24 protein-coding genes and 2 pseudogenes are annotated in these 22,946 nt (G+C 68.4%); 9 read left to right on the forward strand and 17 right to left on the reverse strand.

The window, feature by feature from the left end:
- Positions 1–107 precede the first annotated feature (107 nt).
- From EV140_RS08610 to EV140_RS08630, 7 genes and pseudogenes are all read right to left on the reverse strand, one after another.
- The gene (locus EV140_RS08610) at positions 108–821 is read right to left on the reverse strand and encodes a response regulator (protein WP_130282963.1); all 714 of its coding nucleotides are present in this window, start codon (positions 819–821) and stop codon (positions 108–110) included.
- Positions 818–1,360, reverse strand: a complete 543-nt coding sequence (locus tag EV140_RS13255; RefSeq protein WP_241971380.1) for a sensor histidine kinase — start codon at positions 1,358–1,360, stop codon at positions 818–820. The genes EV140_RS08610 and EV140_RS13255 overlap by 4 nt, the downstream gene beginning before the upstream one ends.
- A gap of 27 nt (positions 1,361–1,387) precedes the next feature.
- A pseudogene (locus EV140_RS13625) lies at positions 1,388–1,480 on the reverse strand (hypothetical protein); the annotation flags it as partial.
- A gap of 215 nt (positions 1,481–1,695) precedes the next feature.
- Positions 1,696–2,208 (reverse strand): annotated as a pseudogene (locus EV140_RS13630) (DUF7134 domain-containing protein); the annotation flags it as partial.
- Positions 2,209–2,279: 71 nt separating this feature from the next.
- On the reverse strand, positions 2,280–2,930 hold the full coding sequence (locus EV140_RS08620) for an SDR family NAD(P)-dependent oxidoreductase (protein ID WP_130282967.1): 651 nt from the start codon (positions 2,928–2,930) through the stop codon (positions 2,280–2,282).
- Positions 2,930–4,408, reverse strand: a complete 1,479-nt coding sequence (locus tag EV140_RS08625) for a DUF6421 family protein (RefSeq protein WP_130282969.1) — start codon at positions 4,406–4,408, stop codon at positions 2,930–2,932. Before EV140_RS08625 ends, EV140_RS08620 begins: the two co-directional genes overlap by 1 nt.
- 199 nt (positions 4,409–4,607) lie before the next feature.
- Positions 4,608–5,111, reverse strand: a complete 504-nt coding sequence (locus EV140_RS08630; protein WP_130282971.1) for a hypothetical protein — start codon at positions 5,109–5,111, stop codon at positions 4,608–4,610.
- Positions 5,112–5,265: 154 nt separating this feature from the next.
- On the opposite strand from EV140_RS08630, the gene EV140_RS08635 reads away from it, so the two are divergent.
- Positions 5,266–6,189 carry an AEC family transporter gene (locus tag EV140_RS08635; RefSeq protein WP_130283080.1) on the forward strand — a complete coding sequence of 308 codons (924 nt, stop codon included), beginning with the start codon at positions 5,266–5,268 and terminating at the stop codon, positions 6,187–6,189.
- On the opposite strand, the gene EV140_RS08640 is transcribed toward EV140_RS08635, so the two are convergent.
- Together EV140_RS08640 and EV140_RS08645 are read right to left on the reverse strand one after the other, a co-directional pair.
- The gene (locus EV140_RS08640; RefSeq protein WP_231923975.1) at positions 6,186–6,815 is read right to left on the reverse strand and encodes a DedA family protein; all 630 of its coding nucleotides are present in this window, start codon (positions 6,813–6,815) and stop codon (positions 6,186–6,188) included. The genes EV140_RS08635 and EV140_RS08640 overlap by 4 nt on opposite strands.
- 72 nt (positions 6,816–6,887) lie before the next feature.
- The gene (locus EV140_RS08645; protein ID WP_130282973.1) at positions 6,888–7,724 is read right to left on the reverse strand and encodes an exodeoxyribonuclease III; all 837 of its coding nucleotides are present in this window, start codon (positions 7,722–7,724) and stop codon (positions 6,888–6,890) included.
- A gap of 27 nt (positions 7,725–7,751) precedes the next feature.
- On the opposite strand from EV140_RS08645, the gene pyrE reads away from it, so the two are divergent.
- A complete protein-coding gene (gene pyrE, locus EV140_RS08650) occupies positions 7,752–8,300 on the forward strand; it encodes an orotate phosphoribosyltransferase (protein ID WP_130282975.1) in 549 nt (182 codons plus the stop codon).
- 13 nt (positions 8,301–8,313) lie between these two features.
- Positions 8,314–9,450, forward strand: a complete 1,137-nt coding sequence (locus tag EV140_RS08655; protein ID WP_130282977.1) for a hypothetical protein — start codon at positions 8,314–8,316, stop codon at positions 9,448–9,450.
- A gap of 67 nt (positions 9,451–9,517) precedes the next feature.
- On the opposite strand, the gene EV140_RS08660 is transcribed toward EV140_RS08655, so the two are convergent.
- The 5 genes from EV140_RS08660 to EV140_RS08680 all read right to left on the reverse strand — a co-directional run bounded on the left by EV140_RS08660 (position 9,518) and on the right by EV140_RS08680 (position 15,891).
- On the reverse strand, positions 9,518–10,339 hold the full coding sequence (locus EV140_RS08660) for an HAD-IIA family hydrolase (protein WP_130282979.1): 822 nt from the start codon (positions 10,337–10,339) through the stop codon (positions 9,518–9,520).
- A gap of 61 nt (positions 10,340–10,400) precedes the next feature.
- Positions 10,401–11,321 (reverse strand): DNA-methyltransferase, encoded by a 921-nt coding sequence (locus EV140_RS08665; RefSeq protein ID WP_130282981.1) that lies wholly within the window; start codon positions 11,319–11,321, stop codon positions 10,401–10,403.
- The gene (locus EV140_RS08670; RefSeq protein ID WP_157985633.1) at positions 11,318–14,026 is read right to left on the reverse strand and encodes a DNA methyltransferase; all 2,709 of its coding nucleotides are present in this window, start codon (positions 14,024–14,026) and stop codon (positions 11,318–11,320) included. Before EV140_RS08670 ends, EV140_RS08665 begins: the two co-directional genes overlap by 4 nt.
- Positions 14,027–14,028: 2 nt before the next feature.
- Positions 14,029–14,286 (reverse strand): hypothetical protein, encoded by a 258-nt coding sequence (locus tag EV140_RS08675; RefSeq protein ID WP_096419856.1) that lies wholly within the window; start codon positions 14,284–14,286, stop codon positions 14,029–14,031.
- A 159-nt stretch (positions 14,287–14,445) separates the two neighbouring features.
- Positions 14,446–15,891, reverse strand: coding sequence for an HNH endonuclease signature motif containing protein (locus tag EV140_RS08680; RefSeq protein WP_198674399.1), 1,446 nt, complete (start codon positions 15,889–15,891; stop codon positions 14,446–14,448).
- Positions 15,892–16,062: 171 nt separating this feature from the next.
- On the opposite strand from EV140_RS08680, the gene EV140_RS08685 reads away from it, so the two are divergent.
- Entirely contained in the window at positions 16,063–16,716 is a 654-nt protein-coding gene (locus EV140_RS08685; RefSeq protein WP_130282988.1) for a TrmH family RNA methyltransferase, read from the forward strand.
- Positions 16,717–16,747: 31 nt separating this feature from the next.
- A complete protein-coding gene (locus tag EV140_RS08690) occupies positions 16,748–17,116 on the forward strand; it encodes a nuclear transport factor 2 family protein (protein ID WP_130282990.1) in 369 nt (122 codons plus the stop codon).
- 5 nt (positions 17,117–17,121) lie between these two features.
- On the opposite strand, the gene EV140_RS08695 is transcribed toward EV140_RS08690, so the two are convergent.
- The gene (locus tag EV140_RS08695; protein ID WP_130282992.1) at positions 17,122–17,595 is read right to left on the reverse strand and encodes a DUF2256 and DUF3253 domain-containing protein; all 474 of its coding nucleotides are present in this window, start codon (positions 17,593–17,595) and stop codon (positions 17,122–17,124) included.
- Positions 17,596–17,629: 34 nt separating this feature from the next.
- Positions 17,630–18,952: an MFS transporter gene (locus tag EV140_RS08700; RefSeq protein ID WP_130282994.1), complete on the reverse strand. Its 1,323-nt coding sequence runs from the start codon at positions 18,950–18,952 to the stop codon at positions 17,630–17,632.
- 99 nt (positions 18,953–19,051) lie between these two features.
- Between EV140_RS08700 and EV140_RS08705 the strand changes: the two genes are divergently transcribed.
- The 4 genes from EV140_RS08705 (at position 19,052) to EV140_RS08720 (ending at position 22,751) form a co-directional block, all read left to right on the forward strand.
- Positions 19,052–19,681, forward strand: a complete 630-nt coding sequence (locus EV140_RS08705) for a TetR/AcrR family transcriptional regulator (protein ID WP_130282996.1) — start codon at positions 19,052–19,054, stop codon at positions 19,679–19,681.
- Positions 19,682–20,519: 838 nt separating this feature from the next.
- Complete coding sequence (locus EV140_RS13635; protein WP_130282998.1) at positions 20,520–21,062, forward strand: N-acetylmuramoyl-L-alanine amidase; 543 nt, start codon at positions 20,520–20,522, stop codon at positions 21,060–21,062.
- An 839-nt stretch (positions 21,063–21,901) separates the two neighbouring features.
- Positions 21,902–22,408: a MauE/DoxX family redox-associated membrane protein gene (locus EV140_RS08715; protein WP_130283000.1), complete on the forward strand. Its 507-nt coding sequence runs from the start codon at positions 21,902–21,904 to the stop codon at positions 22,406–22,408.
- 103 nt (positions 22,409–22,511) lie between these two features.
- Positions 22,512–22,751 carry a transposase family protein gene (locus EV140_RS08720; RefSeq protein ID WP_130283002.1) on the forward strand — a complete coding sequence of 80 codons (240 nt, stop codon included), beginning with the start codon at positions 22,512–22,514 and terminating at the stop codon, positions 22,749–22,751.
- On the opposite strand, the gene EV140_RS08725 is transcribed toward EV140_RS08720, so the two are convergent.
- Positions 22,731–22,946, reverse strand: a 216-nt coding sequence (locus EV140_RS08725) for a transposase (protein ID WP_198674400.1), incomplete at its 5' end; no start/stop codon positions are given. The genes EV140_RS08720 and EV140_RS08725 overlap by 21 nt on opposite strands.

Here is a 22,946-nt window from a genome sequence, read left to right on the forward strand (position 1 = left end):
TGCCCCTTTCGTTGGTTCCCACGCTACGAAGGGCCGGGATGCTCGCGCATCCGTCCGAAGGATGGTCGCCGTAGCGACCCCTCCCCCCGACGGGTGAACGGGGGTGCCTACTCGGCCGGGGTTTCGCCCGGAACGGCGACGCCGTTCTCGTAGGCGAAGACGACGGCGTGCACGCGGTCGCGCAACCCCAGCTTCTGCAGGATCTTCGACACGTGTGTCTTGACGGTCGCCTCGCCGAGCCACAGCTCGCGCGCGATCTCGGCGTTGGCGAGACCCCGGGCGAGCAGGGTGAGCACCTCGCGCTCGCGCTCCGTCAGCTCGGTGAGGCGAGCATCCGGTTCGGGGGTTTCGCCGTTCGCGCCGCCGACGCCCCGCGCACCCGTCCCCGTCGCGCGGGCGATGACTCGGCGGGTGACGTCGGGGGCGAGCAGGGCGTCGCCGCTCGCGACGACCCGCACCGCCTCGACGAGCTTCTCGGGGCTCGCGTTCTTCAGCAGGAACCCGGCCGCGCCGGCCTCGAGCGCCGCGAACAGGTAGTCGTCGCGGTCGAACGTCGTGAGCACGAGCACGCCCGCGCGTCCGCCGCGGTCGGCGGTGATGCGGCGCGTCGCCTCGAGGCCGTCCATGCCGGGCATCTGCACGTCCATGCAGATCACGTCGGGTGTGAGGGCCGCGGCCTGCGCGATGGCCTCGTCGCCGTTGGCGGCCTCGCCGACTACGGCGATGTCGGGCTCGCTTTCGAGGATCGCGCGAAACCCCGAGCGCACGAGCGCGTGGTCATCGACGAGCAGCACCCGGATGCTCGTGGCGGCGTCGCTCACGGGCCCTCCTCCACCACAAGCGGAACCCGCGCCCGCACGAGGTACCCGCCGCGCGAACGGGGCCCCGCCTCGAGGGTTCCGCCCACGGCGGCGACGCGCTCGCGCATGCCCTGCTGGCCGAGCCCGCCGGAGCCGCCGCGCGGCTGTACGGCCGCCGCGCGCGCCCCGACGCCCGTGTCGGCCACGTCGAGCTCGACCGCCTCGGGCGTGAAGCGCAGGCGCAGGTCGACGCGGGCGCTCGCACCCGCGTGCTTGAGGGCGTTCGTGACGGCTTCCTGCGCGACCCGGTACAGCGTCGTGTCGACGACGGGGCTGAGAGGTGTGGGCTCGCCGATCGTGTGGAGCGCGGCCGCGCGGCCCGCCGCTTCAAGCTCGCGCACGAGGTCGCCGAGCTGGGCGGTGCCGCGGGTGCTGGGGCCGTCGCCGGCGCTGCCGGCGGAGCCCCGAGCATCCCGTGTGGCGCCGGTCGCGCCGCCGCCGTCGGCCGCGCCGTCGGTCAGCGCCTCGGTGTCGCGCAGAGTCGTGACCAGCCGGTGCAATTCGTCGACGGCTTGCCGGGCCGACTGCTCGATTGAGCCGAGCGAGTCGATCGCTGTGTCGGCCCCGTCGGCTCCGCGGGTTTCGAGGGCGCGGCGGGCGGCGCCGGCCTGGATGCCCATGACTGACACGTGGTGGGCGACGACGTCGTGCAACTCGCGGCCGATGCGCACGCGGTCGAGCGCGACGGCTTGCGCGGCGGTGCGTTCGCGCTCGGCGGCGAGCTCGCGGGTGCGGGCCTCGAGTTCGGCGCGTTCGCGGGCGGCGTTCCAGGCGGGTCGCCGAACGCCCAGGCTCCGGCGAAGTAGAGGATGTTCGTGATCACTGCGATGAGGCCCGCAGCGACGCCGGGCGCGATGAGGCCGATGCCCGAGTCTTCGGGGGCGAGGCTCGTATCGAACGCGGCGCTGGCGAGCCCGTAGAACAGCCAGCCGAACATGCCGACGACGATCAGCGTTCGCGAGATCAGCGCAGCTCGACGGGAGGTGCTCCAGGCGCCGATCGAGTACATCGCGGCGAACAGCGCGATGTTGCTGAACAGCACCTCCGGCACCTTGTTGGTGACGCCGATGATGTAGACCGCCGAGACGACGACAGTGACGGTGATGGGCGCGAGGCGGCGAAACACGAGCGGGCCCGAGAAGCCGATGATCATGACGGCGGCGTGCCACGGCACGGGCGGCTCGTCGAAGAAGCCGACGCTCGCGTACAGCAACACGGTGACGGCGCCGCCGACGGCGACGGTGAGCGCGAGCAGCGCGTCGGGGCGCAGCTCGCTGAGGGCGGGCGGGGGGCGCCGCCAGCGCCCGTCGGCGTCGGTCGCCGGCGCCGTCTCGTGCACGCGTGTCACCCGACGACGCTAACCCGCCGCAGGGATGCGCGTCATCCGTCGCGCGACGGATTCTGCGTGCAGACGGCTCGCTACTCCGCGTCGTCGAGGCGCGCGACCACGCCGTTGAGCTGCTCAGCGGGGAGGTCCCACAGGGCGACGGCGCTCTGCGCGAGGGCGTCGATGACACCGTCGTCGTCGAGCGCGCGCACGACGAATGTCACGGCTGCGGCCGGTTTCTCGGTGACCCGCCAGCCGTTCGCGATCGCCGCCACCCACGTTTCGGCCGCCGCCTTCAGGGTGACGTAGTTCGCCATGCCCCAGCGCGGGGCGGCGACCGACGCCGAGCTGACGATCGCGAGCCGCCCGGCGTCGGACGCGCCGAGGTCGTCGCGCAGCTCGCGGGACGCGACCCGCAGCGTGGTCAGCACGCGGTGTTCGAGCCACTGCCAGTCGTCGTCGGCGACGCCGGGCCGCCAGCCGCCGACCAGGTGGATGAAGCCGTCGACGCCCCCGCGCCGCTCGCGCAGGTCGGTGGCGAACGACGCGACGGCGGATGCGTCGCCCAGGTCGAGCGCGTGCGTCTCGGCCGCCACGATCTCCTCGAGCGCGTCGGCCCGCGAGGTGACGGCGACGACGTGGGCGCCGGCCGCCGTCAGGGCCGCGCACACCTCGCGGCCAGCGATGCCGCCCGCCCCGCCGACGATGACGGTGCGCCCGGCAACGCCCGCTGTGTCAGCCACTAGACCTCGGATGTGCCGGTGATGCCGGCGGTCGATTCGATCACGCCCGCCATCTTCTTCTGCAGAGCTTCGTAGAACATGGACAGCGGGAACTCGTCGTCCATGACGAGGTCGGTCCAGCCCTTGAGCGGACCCTCGAGCACCTCCTGCGGCAGCCCCTTCGCCCACTGCGAGGCGGGGTGCGGGGTGAGCGTCGACGACACGAGTTCATAGGCGGCGAGCCAGTGCGCGCCCTTCGGCCGGTCGATCGAGCGCCAGTAGAGGTCGTTGACGGCATCTGACAGGGCGACGACGACGTCGGGCACGTGCTCCCAGTCGATGGCGAGCTGGGTGTCCGTCCAGTGCAGCACGCCCTTTTGGTGCATCCAGGCGAACAGCAGTTGACCCCCGACGGCGTCGTAATTGCGGATGCGCGTGCCGGTGATCGCGAAGCGGAAGATGCGGTCGAAGATCACCGCGTACTGCACGAGTTGCGCGTGCTGGCGGGTGACGTCGTCGGTCCCCTCGTCGCGGACGAGCACCACGGACTCGCGGAAGGCCGTGAGGTCGCAGCGCAGCTCTTCCAGCGAGTAGAGGAAGAACGGCATGCGCTGCTTGATCATGAACGGGTCGAACGGCAGGTCGCCGCGCATGTGCGCCCGGTCGTGAATCATGTCCCACATCACGAAGGTGCGCTCGGTCAGCGCCTGGTCGTCGAGTAGCTGGGCTGCGTCGGCGGGCAGCTCGAGCTTCGTGATGTCGGCGGCGGCGCGCAGCACCCGGCGGAAGCGCGCGGCCTCGCGGTCGGCGAAGATCGCGCCCCAGGTGAAGGTCGGCAGCTGCGGCGCAGTACCGTCGGGCGCGCCGGCCGGCACGCGCGGTGTGACCGCGACCGACTCGGGGAACAGCACGGCCGAGTTGGTGTCGTAGCCGGGGGTGAAGTCGGCGAAGCGCAGGCCGAGGTACAGCGGGTTGCCGTACTTCGTGGCCTCCAGCTCGGCGACGAAGTCGGGCCAGATGACGTCGAACACGACGGCTTCGACGAGTCGGTCGCTTGAGCCGTTCTGCGTGTACATGGGGAAGACGACGAGGTGCGCGACGCCGTCGCGACGCTCGGCGGCCGGGGTGAACGCGTCGAGCGCGTCGTAGAAGTCGGGCACGCCGAAGCCGCCGTCGCGCCAGCGCTCGAAGTCGGTGGCCGCGGCGAGCAGGTACTCGCTGTCGTAGGGGATCAGCGGCCCGAAGTGGCGCAGCGCATCGACGATGACCGCGACATTCTCTGCCGCTTCGCCGTGCGCATCCACGTCGGGGATCGAGCCGTCTTTGATCTGGTGGGGACGGATCGCGATGGCGGCGGCCTTGAGCGCCGACCACTGCGGGTCGGCGATGATCTCGGCGGCCGACGGACCCTCGGTGCGGGCGTCCTCCACGACCTCGGGCTCTCCGATTACGGTGGCGCCGGCGGCGCGGCTGGTGGCGCGCTGAGCGGTGTCGGTCATGGTGTCCCTCCCGTCGAGATCGTGGTGCGGGCGCGCGTGATCGCGCCCTGCTTCGAGGGTAGGCGCAAAGCCGCCCGTTTTGATTGCCCACTACGCAATAAAAGCGCTCTGGATGCACACTGAGCGCATCAAGATTGCACCACGCTCGTCAGCGTGCAGATTTTGCGCGCGAACGGGGGCCGCTCCGACCCGGTGGTAACTAGCCCTGCGACTTCTTCTCGGCGATGATGTACTGCACCGTCACGGTCGAGGTGCCGTCCTCCGACGGGCTGGCGCTCACCGAGACGTTGTAGACATCGTTTTCGTAGACGCGGCTCGCGAGCCCGCCGAAGTCGGCTTCGGAGATCAGCGTGTAGCCCCCGCCCTCCAAATCGCCGTAGATCGCGTCGACGACGTCGGCGCCCGCGACGATGATGGTCGCGGCCCAGTTGCCGGGGGTGCCGAGCGAGAAGATGACGTCGCCGTCGGGCGTCGGAACGTCGCTCGGCCAGCTCGAGGGCAGCGTCGAGGTGCCGCCCGAGCCGGGGATGTTCACGTCGACGTCACCGCCGAGCTCGTTCTCGATGAGGTTCTCGACACCGCCGCTGACGACGTTCTCGACCACGCTATCGAGCGGGTTGGAGAAACAGCCGGTGAGGGCGAAGGCGGAGGCGAGGCCGAGGGCGGCGAGGGCGGCGAGGGCGGTGCGCGGGGTGCGACGCATGGGAACTCCTGGGGTGGTGTGGGTGGACGGGTCGCTGCACCTCCGGTGTTCTCCGCTCCGCGTCGCGTCGCCATAGGTAGTCGCTCCTCATGCCCGAATCGTGACCACCTCCCGCGTGCGCGAGACGCGACAGAACGTGCGCGAGACTGGTCCCGTGCTCGGAGTGCTCACGGGATTCGCCATCATCGGCGCCGTCGTGGCGACCGGATACCTGGTGGCGCGCATCCGCCTACTGCCCGACACGGCGCAGCCGGTGCTCGGCCGCCTCGCCTTCTTCGTGCTGTCGCCGGCGCTGCTGTTCACAGTGCTCGCTGAGGCCGACACGTCCGAACTGTTCTCGGCGCTGTTGCCCGTGTCGATCGCGGCCGCCGTCGCGTGCTTTGTGCTGTACGCGGTCGTCGCGCGCGTGCTGTGGCGCCGCGCGGTCCCCGAGACGACGGTCGGGGCGCTCGCGTCGGGGTACACGAACGCGAACAACATCGGGTTGCCGGTGGCCGCCTACGTGCTGGGCGATCCGGCGCTCGTTGCCCCGGTCATCCTGTTTCAGCTGGTCGTTGCGGGGCCGCTCGCGCTGACGGTGCTCGACGTGTCGACGAGCGGGCGGGTGTCGCTCGGCCGAATTCTCAGCCAGCCGGTGCGCAACCCGATCATCATCGGGTCGGTGCTCGGCGTCATTGTGTCGGTGACGGGGCTCGAACTGCCCGACCCGGTGCTCGAGCCGTTCCGGCTGATCGGGGCGGCGGCGGTGCCGGTCGTGCTGCTGCTGTTCGGCATGTCGTTGCACGGGCGCCGCGTCCTCGCGGCCGGCACCGGTCGGCGGGATGTTCTGCTCGCGCTGGTACTCAAGGTGGCCGTCATGCCCGTAGTCGCCTGGGTGGTCGGCGCGCTCGTGATCGGGCTCGAGGGGGCGGCGCTGTTCACCGTCGTCACGCTCGCGGCGCTGCCGACGGCGCAGAACGTCTTCGTGTACGCGTCACGCTTCGAGCGGGGAACGACGATCGCGCGGGATGCCGTGCTGCTGTCGTCGGCGCTGTCGGTGCCGGCGCTGATCGTGATCGCGGCGTTTCTCGCGCCCTAGTTTTCGCCGCGTGCCTGGCGCTCACGACGGTGTCGCCGAATGGCGAGCCCGATGAGCACGATGCCCACACCGATGAGAACGACCAGCAGTACATCGCCGTACTGCGAGGCGACCTCCTCTACGACGCGCCAGTTCTCGCCGAGGATGAAACCGAGCACGACGAAGATCGTGTTCCAGATGCCGCTACCGAGCGTCGTCAGCCCCAGGAACAGCCACACGTTCATGCGCGCGACGCCCGCCGGAATCGAGATCAGGCTGCGAACGAGAGGCACGAAGCGTCCGACGAACACTGCAACGGCGCCGCGCCGCATCTCGAACCAGTGAACCGAGGTTCGAACGTCGTCACCATGCATGAGGGGGATGCGGTCGGCGATGCGCGCAAGCCGCTCAGTGCCGAGAACGCGGCCAAGCCAGTAGAGCACGAGGGCACCCGCAACCGAACCGATCGTCGTGGCGATGATCACCGCGGTGACGCTGAAGGTTCCGCGGCTCGCAGTGAACCCGGCGAGCGGCAGGATCACCTCGCTCGGGATCGGCGGGAAGAGGTTCTCGAGCGCCACCAGCAGGCCGGCACCGAACACGCCGAGGGTCTCCATGACGGAGACGATGATGTCGTCGAACTGCACGGCCGAAGCCTAGGGCCGATGCCTATGCGGTGACCCGGTGGGCAGGCCTCGCCTCGCCGGGCTGGACACGTCCTAGAAGATCATCGGCCGGTCGTCGTCCTCGTCGTCCTCCGCGAGGTCGACGACCACGGGCACGTGGTCACTCGGCGAATCGCCCTTGCGCTCGTCGCGCGCAATGTGGGCGCTCTCGACGCGGTCGGCGAATCCGCGCGATCCGAGAATGAAGTCGATGCGCATCCCCTCGTTGCGGGGGAACCGCAGCTGCTTGTAGTCCCAGAACGTGTAGCCTTCCGGCTGGTGCGGCCGCACGACGTCGGTGAGCCCCGCCTCGTCGAAGGCGGCGAACGCTTCGCGCTCGGCGGGAGAGATGTGCGTCGAGATGCCGGGAACGAAGCTCGGGTCGCCCATGTCGTCGTCGAGCGGGGCGACGTTGAAGTCGCCCATCAGGGCGAGGGGATGCGCGGGGTCGGCCGTCAGGGTGCGTTTCGCGTCGTCGGCGAGCGCGCGCAGGAAGCGCAGCTTGTACTGCATGTGCGGGTCGTCGAGGGCGCGGCCGTTGGGCACGTAGAGGCTCCAGAGCCGGAGGCCCGCGACGGTCACGCCGAGGGCGCGCGCCTCGAGCGGCGCGTCGTCGCCCTCGTGGCCCTTCAGAAACCCGGGCTGGCCCGCGAAGGAGGTCTCGACGTCGGTCATGGGCAAGCGGCTGGCGATGGCGACGCCGTTCCACTGGTTGAGGCCGTGCGCGATGACCTCGTAGCCGGCGGCCTCGAAGCCGTCGAGCGGAAACTGTTCGGGCTTGCACTTGATCTCTTGCATGGCGAGCACGTCGACGTCGGCGTTGACCAGGTAGTCGACGACGCGGCCGTGCCGGGTGCGGATCGAGTTCACGTTCCAGGTCGCGATGCGCATGGAATCACCCTAGTTAGAGTTGTATCCGTGACCGATGTGCGCCAGCAGCTGATCGACGTCATCCGCGAGGAGGCCGTGTTCCACGGCGACTTCACTCTGACGAGCGGCAAGAAGGCCAGCTACTACATTGACCTGCGCAAGGTCAGCCTCGACCATCGGGTTGCCCCGCTGATTGGCCGGGTCATGGTGCCGCTGGTCGACGAGTTCGACGACATCGCCGCCGTGGGCGGCCTCACGATGGGCGCCGACCCGATCGCGGCTGCCGTGCTGCACCAGGGCGCCGCGCTTGGCCGCACGTACGACGCCTTCGTCGTGCGCAAGGAGCCCAAGGATCACGGCCGTGGCAAGCAGGTCGAGGGTCCCGACCTCGCTGGCAAGCGCGTCGTCGTGCTGGAAGACACGTCGACGACGGGCGGGTCGCCGCTGACGGCGGCCCGCGCGCTCGAGAAAGTTGGCGCTGAGGTGGTCGCCGTCGCCGTCGTGGTCGACCGCGCCACCGGGGCCCGCGAGGTCATCGAAGAGGCCGGCTACGCGTACCGCGCCGCCATCGGCCTGGAGGATCTCGGCCTGGCATGAGCGAGACGCTGTCATGACGGAGAACACGGGGCGCCCGCCGGGCGCAGACGACGAGGATGCTCGGGGCGAGCCCCCGGCGGAACCGTCGTTCACCGAGTTGATCTCTCAGCCGGCGAACCCGTCGACTCCCGCCCCTCCGTCGCCGCTGATCGAGCCGGTGCTGCCCCCGCCGGCGATTCAGCCGCCGCCCGCGCTCCTCCACCCGTCGTCGCCGGCGATTGTTCCCCCCGCCGGGCCCCCAGTGCCCCGCGTCGAAGACATTCCCACCGAGGCGATGCCGGTCATGCGCGAGCTGGCGCCGACGGAGGCGATGCCCGCCGCCGAGGTTCCGAGCGACGCGGCGACCGAGCTGCTGCGCGCGCCATCACCGCCCGGCGTGGGTGACGCCCCGATCGACGGGGATGTCGACGGCGACGCGCTCGACGCCGTGTTCGGCGAGCAGAACTTCCGCGAGTACGAGCCGGAGTCGCTGCTCGTGTCGCCGACCCCTCCGCCGGCGCCGGGCGTGACGGCAGACGCGCCCCAAGCATCCCGCCTGGATCGCACGCAGCGCACGCTGCTGTGGGTGGCGGGGTCGTTGGCGGCCATTTTGGTGCTGATCGGGCTGTTTTTTCTGGGTACGCGCATCCCGGAGTGGACGGCCGCCGAGCCGGAGCCCGAGCCAACGGTTGAACCGATTCCCGAGCCGGAGCCTGAGCCCGAGCCCGACCCGCTGGAGGGCGTGCCCGACGGGGTGCCGCTGCCGGCCGGCGAGTGGGAGTGGTCGCTGCTGCGCGGCGGCGAGTGCCTCGAGCCGTGGGTGTCGCCGTGGGAGGAGCAGTTCACTGTCGTCGACTGCGCCGAGCCGCACGCCGCGCAGCTGATCCTGCGGCAGGAGTTTCCGGAGGCGCCGGCCGAGTATCCGGGGCCGGAGGCGCTTGCGGCCCCGCTGTCGCTGATCTGCTCGTCGCCCGACGTGCTCGACTTCACGGCGGCCGCCGCCTACGACGACATTCAGATTCAGACCGCCTACCCGGTCACGGCCGAGGAGTGGGACGAGGGCTACCGCGACTTCTTCTGCTTCATCTCCCGGGCCGGGGGTGAACCGCTCGAAGGAAACCTGTCGCTGGTTTCGCCGGTCGTCGGGGGCGACGAGGGCGCGGGCAACTGAACGCCGATCGTCCTCGCGCGCTGCCGAGTGTCGGCGCTGCGCACCCTCCCCGGCGGCCCCGAGGCCGTTACTGCGGCAGCCCGGCCCCGTCGAATTCTTCCGCTTCGAAGGGCTCGGGGCTGATGAGCTCGTGCACGCCGGCGAGCACCTCGCTCGGGCGGAACGGGTAGCGCTCGATCTCGGCCGTGTCGCTGATGCCGGTCATGACGAGCACGGTGTGCAGACCGGCTTCGATGCCGGCGACGATGTCGGTGTCCATGCGGTCGCCGATCATGCCGGTGTTTTCGCTGTGCGCGCCGATGCGGTTCATCGCCGAGCGGAACATCATCGGGTTCGGCTTGCCCACCACGTAGGGCTCCTTGCCGGTCGCCTTCGTGATGAGGGCGCTGATGGCGCCCGTCGCGGGCAGCACCCCGTCGGCGCTGGGGCCGGTCGCATCCGGGTTCGTGGCGATGAACCGGGCGCCGTTGTTGATGAGGCGGATCGCCTTCGTGATGGCGTCAAACGAGTAGTTGCGGGTCTCGCCGACGACGACGTAGTCGGGGTTCGTCTCGGTCATGATGAAGCCGGCCTCGTGCAGGGCGGTCGTGATGCCGGCCTCGCCGATGACGAAGGCGCTGCCGCCCGGCATCTGGCTGGCGCAGAAGTCGGCGGTGGCGAGCGCGGAGGTCCAGAGTGCCTCCTCCGGCACGTCGATGCCGGAGGCACGCAGGCGCGCGGCGAGGTCGCGCGGGGTGAAGATCGAGTTGTTGGTGAGCACGAGGAACGGGGTTCCGGTGTCGCGCCACTGCTGGATCAGCTCGGCGGCTCCGGGCAGGGCGTGGTTCTCGTGGACGAGTACCCCGTCCATGTCGGTCAGCCAACATTCGACGTCGCGGCGATCGCTCATGAGGTCAAGGCTAGTCGCCGCGGGTGTCGCGTGCCCGGCGTGACCGTCCGGGATGCTCGACTCAGCGCCTAGGGAATGGCTCGCGCGCGACGCCGAGCCGCTTCTCGATCGTGCTGAGAGCATCCGCGTTCTGATCGATGCTGAGGCTTCGCCGCCCGAGGGCGCGGGCGACGGCGGCGGTCGTACCGGATCCCGCGAAGGGGTCGAGCACGAGGTTGCCCTCGCGGCTGGAGGCGGTGACGATGCGCCGCAGGATGCCTTCGGGTTTCTGCGTCGGGTAGCCGGTCTTTTCGCGGCCGGAGGTGGTGACGATGGTGTGCCACCAGACGTCGGTGGGCAGCTTGCCGCGGGCCGCCTTCTCGGGGGTGACGAGCCCGGGGGCCATGTACGGCTCGCGGTCGACGGCGTCGGAGTCGAAGTGGTATCGCTTCGGGTCTTTCACGTAGACGAGGATCGTGTCGTGCTTCGTCGGCCAGCGCCGGCGGCTCTTCGCCCCGTAGTCGTAGGCCCAGATGAGTTCGTTGAGGAAGCAGTCGCGGCCGAACAGCCGGTCGAGGGCGACCTTCGCGTAGTGCGCCTCGCGGTAGTCGAGGTGCAGGTAGAGCGTGCCGGTGGGGGCGAGCAGCCGGTGCACTTCGGCGAGCCGCGGGGCGAGGAAGGCCTCGTAGTTGTCGAAGCGGTCGGCGTACTGCGCCTCGCGGTCGACGTGCATCGTGTAGCTGGTGCCGGCGTATCCGGTGCGCGCGCCGTCGGGGTCGCGCTCGTGGCGGGTGACGCGGCGCAGCTGCGTGCGGCCCGTGTTGAACGGAGGGTCGAGGTACGCGAGGTCGACGCTCTCGTCGGGGAGGACCCGCAAGAGGGGCAGGTTGTCGCCGGCGAACAGGCGATGCGGATGCTCGGGGCCTGGCAGCAGGGACGGGTCGCGGTGCGGGTCGGGTGCCGGCGTCTCTGTGGTGCCGCGCCTGGTGCCGCGCTCCGTCATGCGGTGAACGGGTGGTATTCGCGCCGACCCTCGATGATGTCGCGGTTGAGGGCGGTGAGCCGGGTGACGAGCTCGGTCGGGTCGTGGGCGACAGACGCTGGCCAGCCGTAGGCAGCGGCAACGGCCGCGTCGAGGTTTCTGTGCAGGGCGGCGAGGTCGGTGAAGCCGCCTTCGTCCATCAGGTTGTAGAGCGCGGTCAGGCCCATATTGTGCTCACGGCACAGCTCGCTGCGACGGACATACAGGGCGGATGCTGCGCTCGCCACGGCCTGCCGCTGGTCGTCGCTGACGGGGTCGGGCCATGGGAAGGTGGCGAAGACCGTGGTCGGGGTATAACGAAGATCACCCTTCAGGGTCGACGATTGGGCCCAGGCCCACGCGTCGTGAGCCTTCGAGAGCAGGATTCCCATGCTGTAGTCGTCGTCGAACGCGAAGACGTTGGCTGCGTTGCTTGGTGAGACTTCAGGGGGTACGAATACTGCGAGAAATCGCTTGCCGGTCGCCGTGCTCACTATGAATCGCGTTAGCGGTCCAATGGCTTCACGCATCTCACCTCGAGGGCGCCCGAACTGCCACCACTTGGCCCTGAACCCGGCGTCATTGTTCTGTTCTCGCTGTGGCTTAACCCGCTCACGCACGAGCGTGAGAGCGTGCGGATATTTCGCCGCTTGTTCAAGCCCCATCGAGCCGAAATCGATAATCCACCGGCTGGGGCTCTGGTTCGCCGAATTGGCAATGTCATCGCCCACCAAGTACCGCCGTATCACCGCGCTGTAGTCCTTGTCAGGGGTTGAAAGCATCGCCCGCGCCTCCTCCTCAGAGACGATGAAGCCTTTGCCGACCGGAATCGGCCCCTGGAAGCACTTGTTGCGGTTCGGCGCGAGCGCCTGCGGTTTCCAGTCATCGGCACCGCCTTCGCGCAACGAGCTCGTGATGCCCGACACCTCGTCGCCGTCGAGCACGAACTGCGCCACAGGCTCCGAGGGCTGCTTTACCCAGTTGACGAGGCTGACGTGCACCTTCGCGTCTCCCGGCCAGCGTTGAGATGACACCGCGTCGGTGATGACTCCACCGTTGTCGACGATGTAGTCAAGCGATGCCGCGCGCGCGGTGTTCTGCGATATCGAGTTGGTGCCGACGAGTCCGGCGCGCTGGCCGGGCTTGAGGTGGTCATGTGCCTTACGGAACCAGTAGACGCAGAGGTCCTTGATGCCGACCCCGAAGGTCGAACCAAGCCATCGCAGGTAGCTGTCGCCGAGGCTGGCGCGCAGTAGCTGTGAACCGAGGAACGGCGGGTTGCCGATGATCGCGTCGACCTCAGGCCAGTCGGCCTGGAGGGCGTCGATCGCTCTCACGCCGGAGAGGTTTGTCAGGGGCAACACCGGCTCTGCCGGGCCGTACCGGTCGACCATCTGCCGATGACCCATCCAGAGGGTGACGCGTGCCACCATGACGGCGACCTGCTCGATGTCGAGGCCGTAGATGTTCGTCAGCGGGTAGTAGGGAAGGTCGGTGTCGGCCGGTACTCCCTGTTCGGCGCAGAGGCGTGCATAGCGCTGCTTGAGGTCGAATTCGAGCCCGCGCAACTCACGGTAGGCGACGTACAGGAAGTTTCCGCAGCCGCAGGACGGGTCAAGCACGCGGAAGGTGATGAGCTCATCGAGCAGAGCACGAACCTCGGCCGGTGATGTTGTGACGTCTATGCGTTCACGCCAGGGCCGCACGATGGTCGGCACGACGATCTTCATGATGTCGGCCTCGTGCGTGTAGTGCGCGCCGAGTCGTTCGCGGCGCTCGTCGCCGAGGATCCCTTCCATCAGCGAGCCGAAGATGGTGGGGTCGACGGCGCGCCAGTCGAACTCGGCGGCTTGCTTGAGGTGCTCGAGCTCGGGCCTTGTCATGAGCACTTTGGCCGGACGCGCGAATAGCTCGCCGTTGACGTAGCGCGTGCCGGCGTAACGCCCCTGCCGGTTGTGGTTTCCCTTCTGGTTGAGCAGTTCGAAGAGGTAACCGATGTCGCGAGCACTGTCGGGCTGCGATGAGGCGAGCAATTCGAGAATCGTGGCCTGCAGGGGGTAGCCATCGAGCATCCCGAGGTCTTCAGCAAAGAGGCACCACACCAGCTGCATGGTGAAGCGCTGGATCTCGTCAATCGGCGCCGCCGCTCGATCGGCAAGCGACGCGTACAGGTCGGCGATGTGGCGGGCTGCGTCGGTGGTCAGCTCGCGTCGGTGCTCGGCGAACACCGGCTCGATGGTGTCGCTCTGCAAGAAGAGGAACGCGTCATAGCGGTCCGGTAGCTCTTCGAGCGTGAACCGGGCGCGGGCCTCGCCGGGGAAGCGTCCCGGTTCCCAGATTTCGAACTCGCGGAAGTTGCACGCGACGACCCACCGCGCGGCGGGGACGCCCTCGGCGGCGTTCGACGACTCGTGCCAGTACCGCTCGCGCTGGTCACGCGCCTTGTCGAGTTCGACGGAGGGCGCCTTCATTTCGACGATGAGCACGCCGGGCCAATGCAGGTCCATGAAGCCTGCCGAGGTGGCGAAGTCTTCGAACAGCGCCCCGACCTCGGAGCGGTCGCTGCCGTAGCAGGCGAACAGCTCGTTGAGGAAGGTTTGCGCTTCAGCCTTTTCGGTGCCGGCGAAGCCGGACCACTTGGTGACAAAGGTGGTGAGGGCCGCTTGGATTTCGAGACCGCTGCGCACGGTCAAATGAGACGAAGCGTGTCGCCGGCGTAGTACGTGTCGTGCATGAAGCGCTTGTGGTTGCGTTCGAGGTCGGCGATCAGCTCGGTGAGCGCGAGTTCAATGTTGTGGTCACCACCCGACTTACGCACCCGCTGCAGTGCCTTCTTGGCACGCGCGAGAGTGTGCTCGAGATTGAGCAATACGTCGCTGATTTCACCAAGTGCACGTTCGCGGGCGACTTCGGCCGGGCTGCGGTCCTGTGGGGCCGGATTCGTCATGGGAGCTCCTTCGATGTCGCTGTCGGCCAGTCTAGATATCCCGGGTCAGGCGGGACGAAGATTCTCGGGAGAGTGGCGAAGTCGTAGGTGGATGACACAGGTGCGGAGGGGTCGGTCATCTGTTTGCGGGGAGACCTCGTGGAAGCAACACGCACCTCATCACCCTGATGGCAGCGCGTGCGCAGGTTCGGTGCGGTAGGTGCGGCCCGAGGGCGCCGTCCAGAGCAGGGTGCCCCCGCCGTCGTGCTGCACCCGCCAGCGGGTGTGGTGTTTGAGCCGGTGGTGGCTCGGGCAGAGGTGGGCGAGGTTGTCGGCCGAGGTGGTTCCGCCGTGCTGCCAGTCGCGCGTGTGGTCGACGTCACTGTGGGATGCTGCGCGCCCGCACCCGGGGAACCGGCAGTACTCGTCGCGCACTCGCAGCCACATGCGCAGGTCGCGCGGAACGACGTAGCGGTCGCGCCCGACCGACAGGGTCGCCCCTGTCTCGGGGTGAGTCAGCACTCGGATGAAACTCGGCGCCGTCGCCGCGAGGCGCCGTGCTTCCGCGTCGGAGATCGGGCCGTGGCCTTCAATGCTCGCCACCTCGGCGGTGTCGTGCCCGAGCAGCGTCAGCACGGGCACGGTCACGAGCACCGTCGGGCGGATGCCCGTTCCGGTGCCGTGCGCGGGCATGACGCCGTCGAACAGGAGGTCTCGGAACACGTCGGCCCGACGCTGAGGAAGGGTGCGGTCGTCGCTCACGCCGTCGCCGGCTGCGCCGTCGCCACGAACAACGCCAACATCGCCGCCAACATCGCCGCTCCCCGCACCTGCGACGCCGTCGGCGCTCTGGTCGGTGCGCCCCAGCTGGTTCGCGATGTCGCTGATGCGGTTATAGGCGGCCCACGCGTCGGCGGCGGGCAGGTAGGCGGTGAGGTAGGCCATGCCGTCGCGGGCGGGTTCGACCCAGACTCCGCGGTCGGCGACACGTTCGGCGCAGCGGCGCTCGCGGGTCATGGGCTCGAGTCGTTCGCGCAGCCGCCTGGCCCGTTGCCGGAACCGCCCCGGGCTGGTCGTCTCGGCATGACGCAGCGCCTGCCGCTCAAACTCGGCCACGATCTCCGCGGAGCTCGGCAAGTCACCCGCGTCACCGGAGCCGGCGTCGACGGCCTCCGCGAGCATCCGGTCGCGCTCGTCGACGACGGTCGACATGGTTGCCGCTTCGTCGACCATGGCGGCCGCGTGCCCCAAAGAGATGCGGCCGTCGGCCAGCGCCTCACGGGTCGCGGGGAGGCGGGTCGCGAGCGCGCGGCTCTGCTCGATGAGGTCGGTGGCCTGGCGTTCGCTGATGCGCATGGCGCAGGCGAGCTCGCTGGCGGCGACGCGGCGGGCGCGGGTCTCGGCGTTCCACCCGTCGGCAGAGCCCGGCGCCGGCACGGGGCGACCCGCGGCCGCATCCGTGAGCCGCTCACTGTGGAGCACATTCTCGAAGAGCTGGTTGATCGCGGTGGCGCGCATCGCGTGCACGCTGGCGACGACCCGGTCGGTCGCGAGGATCGCGTCGAGCAGCTGGTCGGTCGCCCCGTCGGCGAGGTTCGTCAGCGCGAGCGGGTCGGGGGTGGTCATGAGAGAAGTGAACCAGTGACCACCGACATTGTGGCGGGCGCGCATCCACGCCCCCATAGGCCTGTGAAAAGCGGGATGACCGGGCCATTTGTGAAGGAGGCGTCGCCTCCCCACGGCCTCATCCACACTCGCCGGCGACCCCCTGCTCGGCCCCGCACCTACGCTTGACCCATGCCCGCCGACCCGCCCGCCGACGCACGGCCCGAACCCACCCCAACCCCCGAGCACACCACCCACGGCGTGGGCCCGCACCCGCTGCCTCACCCCACCGACCCGCACTTCGACCCCGAGCTGCTCACCCACGGCGACACCCGCAACGTCATCGATCGCTACCGCTACTGGCGGATGGAGGCGATCGTCGCCGACCTCGACACCCGCCGGCACCCGTTCCACGTGGCGATCGAGAACTGGCAGCACGACCTCAACATCGGTTCGATCGTGCGCAGCGCGAATGCGTTCCTCGCAGCCGAGGTGCACATCGTCGGCCGTCGTCGCTGGAACCGCCGCGGAGCCATGGTCACCGACCGCTACCAGCACGTGCGCCACCACGAGACGATCGCCGACCTCGTCGACTTCGCCCGCGCATCCCAGCTGCCGATCGTCGCCGTTGACAACGTGCCCGGATCCCGCCCGGTCGATGCGGCGCCCCTCCCCAAGGCGTGCATTCTGCTGTTCGGGCAGGAGGGCCCCGGCCTCAGCCCCGAGGCGCTCGCCGCGGCCGACGAGGCGGTCGAGATCACGCAGTACGGGTCGACCCGCTCGATCAACGCGTCCGCCGCCGCCGCGATCGTCATGCACGAGTGGGTAAGAGCTCACAAGCCTTGACGCGCCCCGCCCGCTCCGATGGACTGTCGGCATGACCGTGATCACCGATGATCTGCCCGCCCAACTGATCCGCGCCGAGCATGACGGGTGGGATGCGGTCTGCCGCGGCGACGGCGGCACCTTCTACAACCAGGCGATGACGTCCGACGGGGTGATCATCGTCGAGGACGGCATCATCGAGCGCGACGCGGCCCTCGCCGCCCTCGAGGGCCAGGCGTGGGAGTCGTACGAGATGAGCGAGCACCGCGTCGTGCGGCTCGGCGACCGCGCGGCGACCCTCGTCTATCGAGTGCGGGCGCAGCGCGGCGAGCAGGTCTTCGAACGCCGCCTCGCCACTACGTACCTCTATATAGAGGGACGCTGGCGCGTCGCCGTGCACCAGCAAACACGAATTCGCTAGCCCGCTCAGCGCACCTTCCGCACCCGGATCGGCCCCCTCGCCGTCGACGGGTCGACCACCCGGCCGCCCTGGGTGATCTCCACCTCTCCCGTGGCCACCAGTCTCCGCGCCGCGCGTCGGGCGGGTTCCATCAGCTCGCGCCACGGCTCGTCGCCGGGCAGTCCGCGGGCGGCCGCGACGGCGCGCGCCGCCTCCGACGGGCAGATCGTTGCGGACGCGGCACGAGCATCCAGCAATGATTGGATGCTCGCCTCCAGTTCGCGATCGACCTCGCGCACGCCGCGGACCCGGCACGCATCGCTGCAGTACTTCACGTTGGCCCAGTCGCGCGCCCACTTGGCGCGCCACTCGATGCGCCGCCCGCAGGAGGCGCAGGTCTTGTCGGTGCGGTCGGTGCGGTCGACGCGGTTGGCGACGTCGCCCGCGAGAGCGGCGGAGGCGCCGTCGCGCGCGTCGCGTCCAGGCCGCTGTCGTCCCATGGGTACAGGGTGCGGCACGCACCTGCGACGCGGCTCAGCGACCCCGCCGCACCCGCGCCCGCGCGAGCAGCAACCCCACCCCGGCGACCACCGCAACCACCACGGCCGTGCCGCCGAACAGCAGCGCCTGCCCACCGGCCTGGTACGCCACCCCCGACACGGCGGCCGCGACGGTCGCCGCCGCGAGCCCGATGCCGCGCAGGAGACCTTGCGCGGTTCCGGCTCGCGCGGGGTCGACCGCGTGCGCCATGGCCGCGGCGGCTCCGACGAAGGCGAGCGCCTGCCCGGTCGACTCGATGAGCCCCATGCCGGTGGCGACGAACGGGTTGCCGACCACCGCGTACAGAGCGATCATCGGCAGCAGAATGACGAGCCCGCGCCAGAACGCCGAGACTCCGCCGCGCCGGTCGGCGAGCCGCCCCGCCCAGCCGGCGAGCAGCACGTACGGCACGGCGAAGGTCGCGTAGCTCGCGGCGATCAGCACGGGCCCCGCGCCGATGTCGGCCATGTACCGCGGCCAGATGCCGTCGTATGCCCCCGTCGGAATCATCACGGCCGCATACAGCAGCACGATGCCGACGATGCGCGGCGAGCGCAGCAGGTCGAGCCCCGTGCGCGGTGCCGCCGAGCCGAACCGCTGTGTGCGGTCGGCGTCGGTCACGTCGAATCCGAGCACGCCGGCGGCGATGCCCCCGGTCTCGGGATGCGCGTGGTCGCCATCGAAACCGGTGCGGCTTCGCGACGGTTCGGCGTCCGTCGCGCCGCCGCGAGCCTCCCCGGCGTGCGCCGCCTCTCGGAACCCGAGCAGCACCGGCATGAGCGCGAGCATGACGACCCCCGCCGACACGGCGAGGATCACACTTGGCCCGGCGATGGCCAGCGCCAACCCCGACGCCAGCGGCCCGAGCGCGATGCCGGCGAGCTCGCCGGCTCCGAGACGCCCGAGCAGCTCACCGCTGCGCTTGTGATCGTGCCGCACGAGCAGGGCGCTCGCCGCGATGACGAAGATGCCGAAGCCGAAGCCGCCGACGGCGCGCCCGGCGATCAGCTGAAGTCCGCTCGTCGCGAGGGCGCTGAGCGCGAGCGACCCGGCGACCATCACGACGCCGATGATCGCCATGAGTCGCGCGTGCCCGCGGTCGGCGGCGGGCGCGACGATGAGTTCGGCGACGAGGGCCGCGCCGAAGCCGGCGGCGGCGAGATAGCCGATCTGCGCGGTGGAGACCCCGAGGTCGTCTTGCAGCGACGGGATCAGCGGGAAGATCACGAACGACGCCGCCGACAGCGTCACCATGGCGCCGACCACGCTCGGGACGAGCAGGCGGGCACGCCGTGCCTCTCGCTGCTGCGCGTTCACGATCAGAAACCTTTCGTGCGTTATTGTCCAAGTGGACTACACACTAGCATCCCGTTATCCACCCGGACAAGATCATGTGCCACCGCCTATGCTCGACCCATGGCCGAGCGCAAGACTTCGGATGAGCGGCGCGAGCAGATCCTGCGCGCGACCCTCGTCGTTGTCGCCCAGAAGGGCTTCGCCGGCGTGACCCTGCGCGACGTCGGCGCCGAGGCGGGCATCGCCCACGGCCTCATCCGCCACTACTTCGCCGGGCGCGATGAGCTCGTCGCCGCCGCCTTCGACTACGCGGTCACCGCCGAGCTCGCGAGCGACCACGCCCTGCTCGACGGCCTCGACCCGGTCGCCGCCCTCGCCGGATGGCTCTCGGCCACCCCCGAAAACCACTACATCGTGTGGATCGACGCCTGGAGCGAAGCCCCCCGCACGCCCGCGCTCGCCGCCGCGCTCGATCGCCACCATCGCGACTGTGAGCGCATCCTCGCTGACCAGATCGCGCGCGCGGTCGCCGCAGGCGCCGCGACGAGCGCCCACCCCGATGAGGATGCGCGGATGCTCACCGCCGTCGCGGACGGCGTCGCCGTGCAGCACCACGCCATGGGCATCGTTGACGTCGACGAGGCGAACGCCATCGTGTTCGCCGCCGCCGAGCAGCGCCTCGGCCTCGAGGCCGGCAGCCTCGCCCGCGCCAACCCCGTGCCCGCCCGCGGGCAGTGGGTCGGCGCCTAGGAAATTCAGATAGCCGGTCTCGTCCGTTAGTTCGGTTCGTCGCGAGTGTCAGGGCTACTACTGGGCCTTAGTTGTGGGACAGCGTGAGGCGATGGCTAGCGTTGAGGAACATCGGGGACCGAACAGGTCTGCTGCCCAAAACGGGCTACAGCTTCGCGGATTGTCACGGCGCTAAGCGCGTAGCGCCTGTGGACAAGAAATTCTGCCCTTACCTTGCACTCTGATTGGGCTTCACGTCGAAGACGGGGCCGGGCCACGCTTGTGATCGCCAGCAAGCCACAGTCACGACGACCGCCACTTCAAACACTCCCGCCTTAGGCGGCGTCAGATCGGACATCACCGAATAAGAAGCTGGAATCGCATCGTTGACAAGTGAGACTTCCTTCACCTAGCCTGACAGCAAGGAGGGAGACGGGTGATCCTGTGCCCGCCTGACGAGAATTGGAGGTAAATCAATGACGATTTACAGTTGGAATCAAAGCGGAGTGCGGAAGGCGTCTCACGCTTGTAGCCATGGTCATGTTTCACTGGGCGCAGCAGCACCTGCTTGCGCGGACGACACCGCGAGCTTTTCGCCTGGCCCGAACCTCGCGAGACGACGCTTTATCGAATTCACCATCGGGGCTGCTGCAACCACAATTCTGTCGGGAATTGTGAGCGCGGCTCCTGTGCAGAGCGCAGCCGCCGCCGTTAGTGCAGTCGGCGCTCCTCGCCTAGTCACCCGGCTCTGCGACGGCGCTCGAATCCCGTTCGAACCGGAACACAATTTCTCGAGACTCGTCGAGTTCCCGACTGAACTGCCCGCCGCCGTTCTCGAAGCGGCTTCGAGAGATCTGTGATGTCGTACGCGACCGCGCCTCGGCGAAACCAAGTCATCATCCACCACACCGGCTCCCCAAACTCGCACACTTCCACTGCCAGTTTCTGTGAAGGCGGCTATGACTTCACGATTACGCGCACCGGCGTTACTCATGTTTGCGGAACTCGTTGGCAACAAGCCACGGGTTCTCACGCCTTCGGATGCAACTGTCAGACGATTGGGATCATGCTCCATGGTTGTTTTGGTGGTTGCCTCTCGGGCAACGTCTCTGGACCGAGCAAGGCCCAGGAATGCCGACTAGCGGCCTTGATGAATCTCTTGAATACGCCTAATGAGGCCGCACGCATCCGGCCGCACGCGAATTGCTTTTTCTGGAACCCGTGCGGAGGTACTGGGAGCTTCTCTACTGTGTGCTGCGGAACTAACTTTACCCAACAGAGCGGAACGAATAGTAGCTGGAACTCCAGTGGTCTAGCGCTTCGTAACAGGGTGGTGACGTGGAGGAACAACTATCGAACGAGGAATTGTTGCGACCCGGCGGATGGGCCGTGCCCAATCTGATGGTGCATAAATCGAACCCGACTCGAGCTTGGTCATGGGTTGATCGAACGCAGGTCTTAGACCAATGGTATGTGTCTGCGACGAATGGTCACGTAACTCTTTTTGGTCTTGTCGGTGTCTGGTCTGGCCGTGGCTATGCGTCAGAATATGTGTCCGCAATTGACGGCCATACTGAACTGAAGTTCTTCTTCATTGTTGGCGAAGATCTCATCGCGGAGCGCCCAAACGCTGCCATTAAGAGACTGCGCTCGGGAGTGGCGAAAGCGAGACGAAATCGAGCGCTAGATTTTCAAAGTCGGAATACGAAGTTGCAGTTCTTGGGGCCTTTTGCCGTTCTTCCAATCCTCCTCGCCGCGTCCTGCGCGCAAGGTGCCCCATCAGGGGTGGATGATCGTGGACTGGGGCCGACTGGCGCGGGCTCAGCGACTAGCGAGGTTGACGGTTCTGACAATGTGAGCACCGTATGCCCTGCGATAGAGCCGCTCGAGCTACCAAGCGGCAGTCCCCCTGGAGAGCCAAGGGAAGTCGGTGGGCCGATGGATGAACGGTCCCACGAGGATCCAACCCCGCTGACTACTTGGGGCTCCGGAAACGACTCCGTTTCCCAAGCAGGTGGAGAGGTGGCGCTCAAAGCCATGGGAGAAAGTGCATTCGACAGTGAGTCATGGGCTGACGAGCAAGTCGTCCTTGCGCGCGGAGTAGAGAGAATCGTTGTCCCGGTGGGAGATCCCGGTCAAATACAGATTCTGTTTCAGCAAGAGGACTGCTACTACATTAATTGGATTGGGCCCGGCATTTCGCTCGAGGATGCGATCGAATACGCGGGGAGGATGTGAACGATGGAGCTTCTCTACATCGCGATGGGCGTGATAGTTGCCGTTACGGCGGGCACGCTAGTTGGCGCCGCTTTGCTAAAGATCGCGCAAATTGAAGACACCATCGAATGGGTTCGCATGCTCAGGTTGCCCGGCCCGCCGGCGTTATTGGCTGGGACTGCCATGGGATCTGAACTTGTTATTGGTAGCGTCTTCGTGTTTTCGCCCTACTGGGGGAGCGTGCTTGCGTGTATGTGGATGGTTGGCGTCACTGTCGTGTTGGTCCGAGCTAAGCGAATCGACGCTGGCTGCGGATGCTTCGGCAAGCTTGGTGGTGTTCGGTGGTTTCACTTCGTACGCAACGCTTTGATGTTATTCCTTTTTGTGACTGCTGCTCTCGTTCCAGCGATGTGGATTCCGACTGATATGGCGTTTGGATTCGTCGTGTTGGGCGCGCTAGGCGTGGTGGCCAAACCGGCTCTTCGTCATGAAGCGGGGGTGAGTGGTTCGGGCGTGCCGGTGGCGGGATAGGCGGCGGGGCCTTCCAGGATGGAAGTTCCTACGCTCCCCACCTGGAAGGCCCCTCGTGTCCCACCCTAGATCGGGGTGCGCATCGTGCGCGCCTGCTTGCGCCGTGTTCGCCGTTGACGGGTTCCATGTCACCGCGATCGAGGATCGCGGCGGCGTGATCGTCCTCGAGGTGCAGACCGATCCGGTGACGGTGGGCTGTCCGGCCTGCGGGGTGCTGGCCGAGGGTCGCGGGCGACGCCTGCATCGGCTGGCGGACGCTCCGGCGTTCGGGTTGCCGGTGCAAGTGCGTTGGTCCAAGCGGCTCTGGCGGTGCATTCAAGGCTCATCGCAATTGAGGGTGTAGCAGTGGCCTGAAGCCGCCGGCTTCGAGCAGTGATCTCGCGATGTAGTTGGTCAGGTTGCGGAAGCCGAGGGCGGAGCCGCGGAGATGCTCGAGGCGGCCGTTGATCGCCTCCGTCGGCCCGTTGCTGGTGCCGGGCCGGTCGAAGTACGCGAGCACGTCGGCGGCGCGCTGCTTCAGCGTCCGCCCGAGCGTGAT

The organism is Microcella alkaliphila, assembly GCF_004216855.1.
Lineage (GTDB): Bacteria > Actinomycetota > Actinomycetes > Actinomycetales > Microbacteriaceae > Microcella > Microcella alkaliphila.

Excerpts from the sequence above, each read along its gene's own strand:
- EV140_RS08680 (WP_198674399.1), bottom strand. The coding sequence starts at position 15,891 with ATGACCACCCCCGACCCGCTCGCGCTGACGAACCTCGCCGACGGGGCG.
- EV140_RS08660 (WP_130282979.1), bottom strand. The coding sequence starts at position 10,339 with ATGAGCGATCGCCGCGACGTCGAATGTTGGCTGACCGACATGGACGGG.
- EV140_RS08675 (WP_096419856.1), bottom strand. The coding sequence starts at position 14,286 with ATGACGAATCCGGCCCCACAGGACCGCAGCCCGGCCGAAGTCGCCCGC.
- EV140_RS08690 (WP_130282990.1), top strand. The coding sequence starts at position 16,748 with ATGACCGTGATCACCGATGATCTGCCCGCCCAACTGATCCGCGCCGAG.
- EV140_RS08685 (WP_130282988.1), top strand. The coding sequence starts at position 16,063 with ATGCCCGCCGACCCGCCCGCCGACGCACGGCCCGAACCCACCCCAACC.
- EV140_RS08705 (WP_130282996.1), top strand. The coding sequence starts at position 19,052 with ATGGCCGAGCGCAAGACTTCGGATGAGCGGCGCGAGCAGATCCTGCGC.
- EV140_RS08715 (WP_130283000.1), top strand. The coding sequence starts at position 21,902 with ATGGAGCTTCTCTACATCGCGATGGGCGTGATAGTTGCCGTTACGGCG.
- EV140_RS08695 (WP_130282992.1), bottom strand. The coding sequence starts at position 17,595 with ATGGGACGACAGCGGCCTGGACGCGACGCGCGCGACGGCGCCTCCGCC.
- EV140_RS08630 (WP_130282971.1), bottom strand. The coding sequence starts at position 5,111 with ATGCGTCGCACCCCGCGCACCGCCCTCGCCGCCCTCGCCGCCCTCGGC.
- EV140_RS08655 (WP_130282977.1), top strand. The coding sequence starts at position 8,314 with ATGACGGAGAACACGGGGCGCCCGCCGGGCGCAGACGACGAGGATGCT.
- EV140_RS08645 (WP_130282973.1), bottom strand. The coding sequence starts at position 7,724 with ATGCGCATCGCGACCTGGAACGTGAACTCGATCCGCACCCGGCACGGC.
- EV140_RS13635 (WP_130282998.1), top strand. The coding sequence starts at position 20,520 with ATGTCGTACGCGACCGCGCCTCGGCGAAACCAAGTCATCATCCACCAC.
- EV140_RS08625 (WP_130282969.1), bottom strand. The coding sequence starts at position 4,408 with ATGACCGACACCGCTCAGCGCGCCACCAGCCGCGCCGCCGGCGCCACC.
- EV140_RS08665 (WP_130282981.1), bottom strand. The coding sequence starts at position 11,321 with ATGACGGAGCGCGGCACCAGGCGCGGCACCACAGAGACGCCGGCACCC.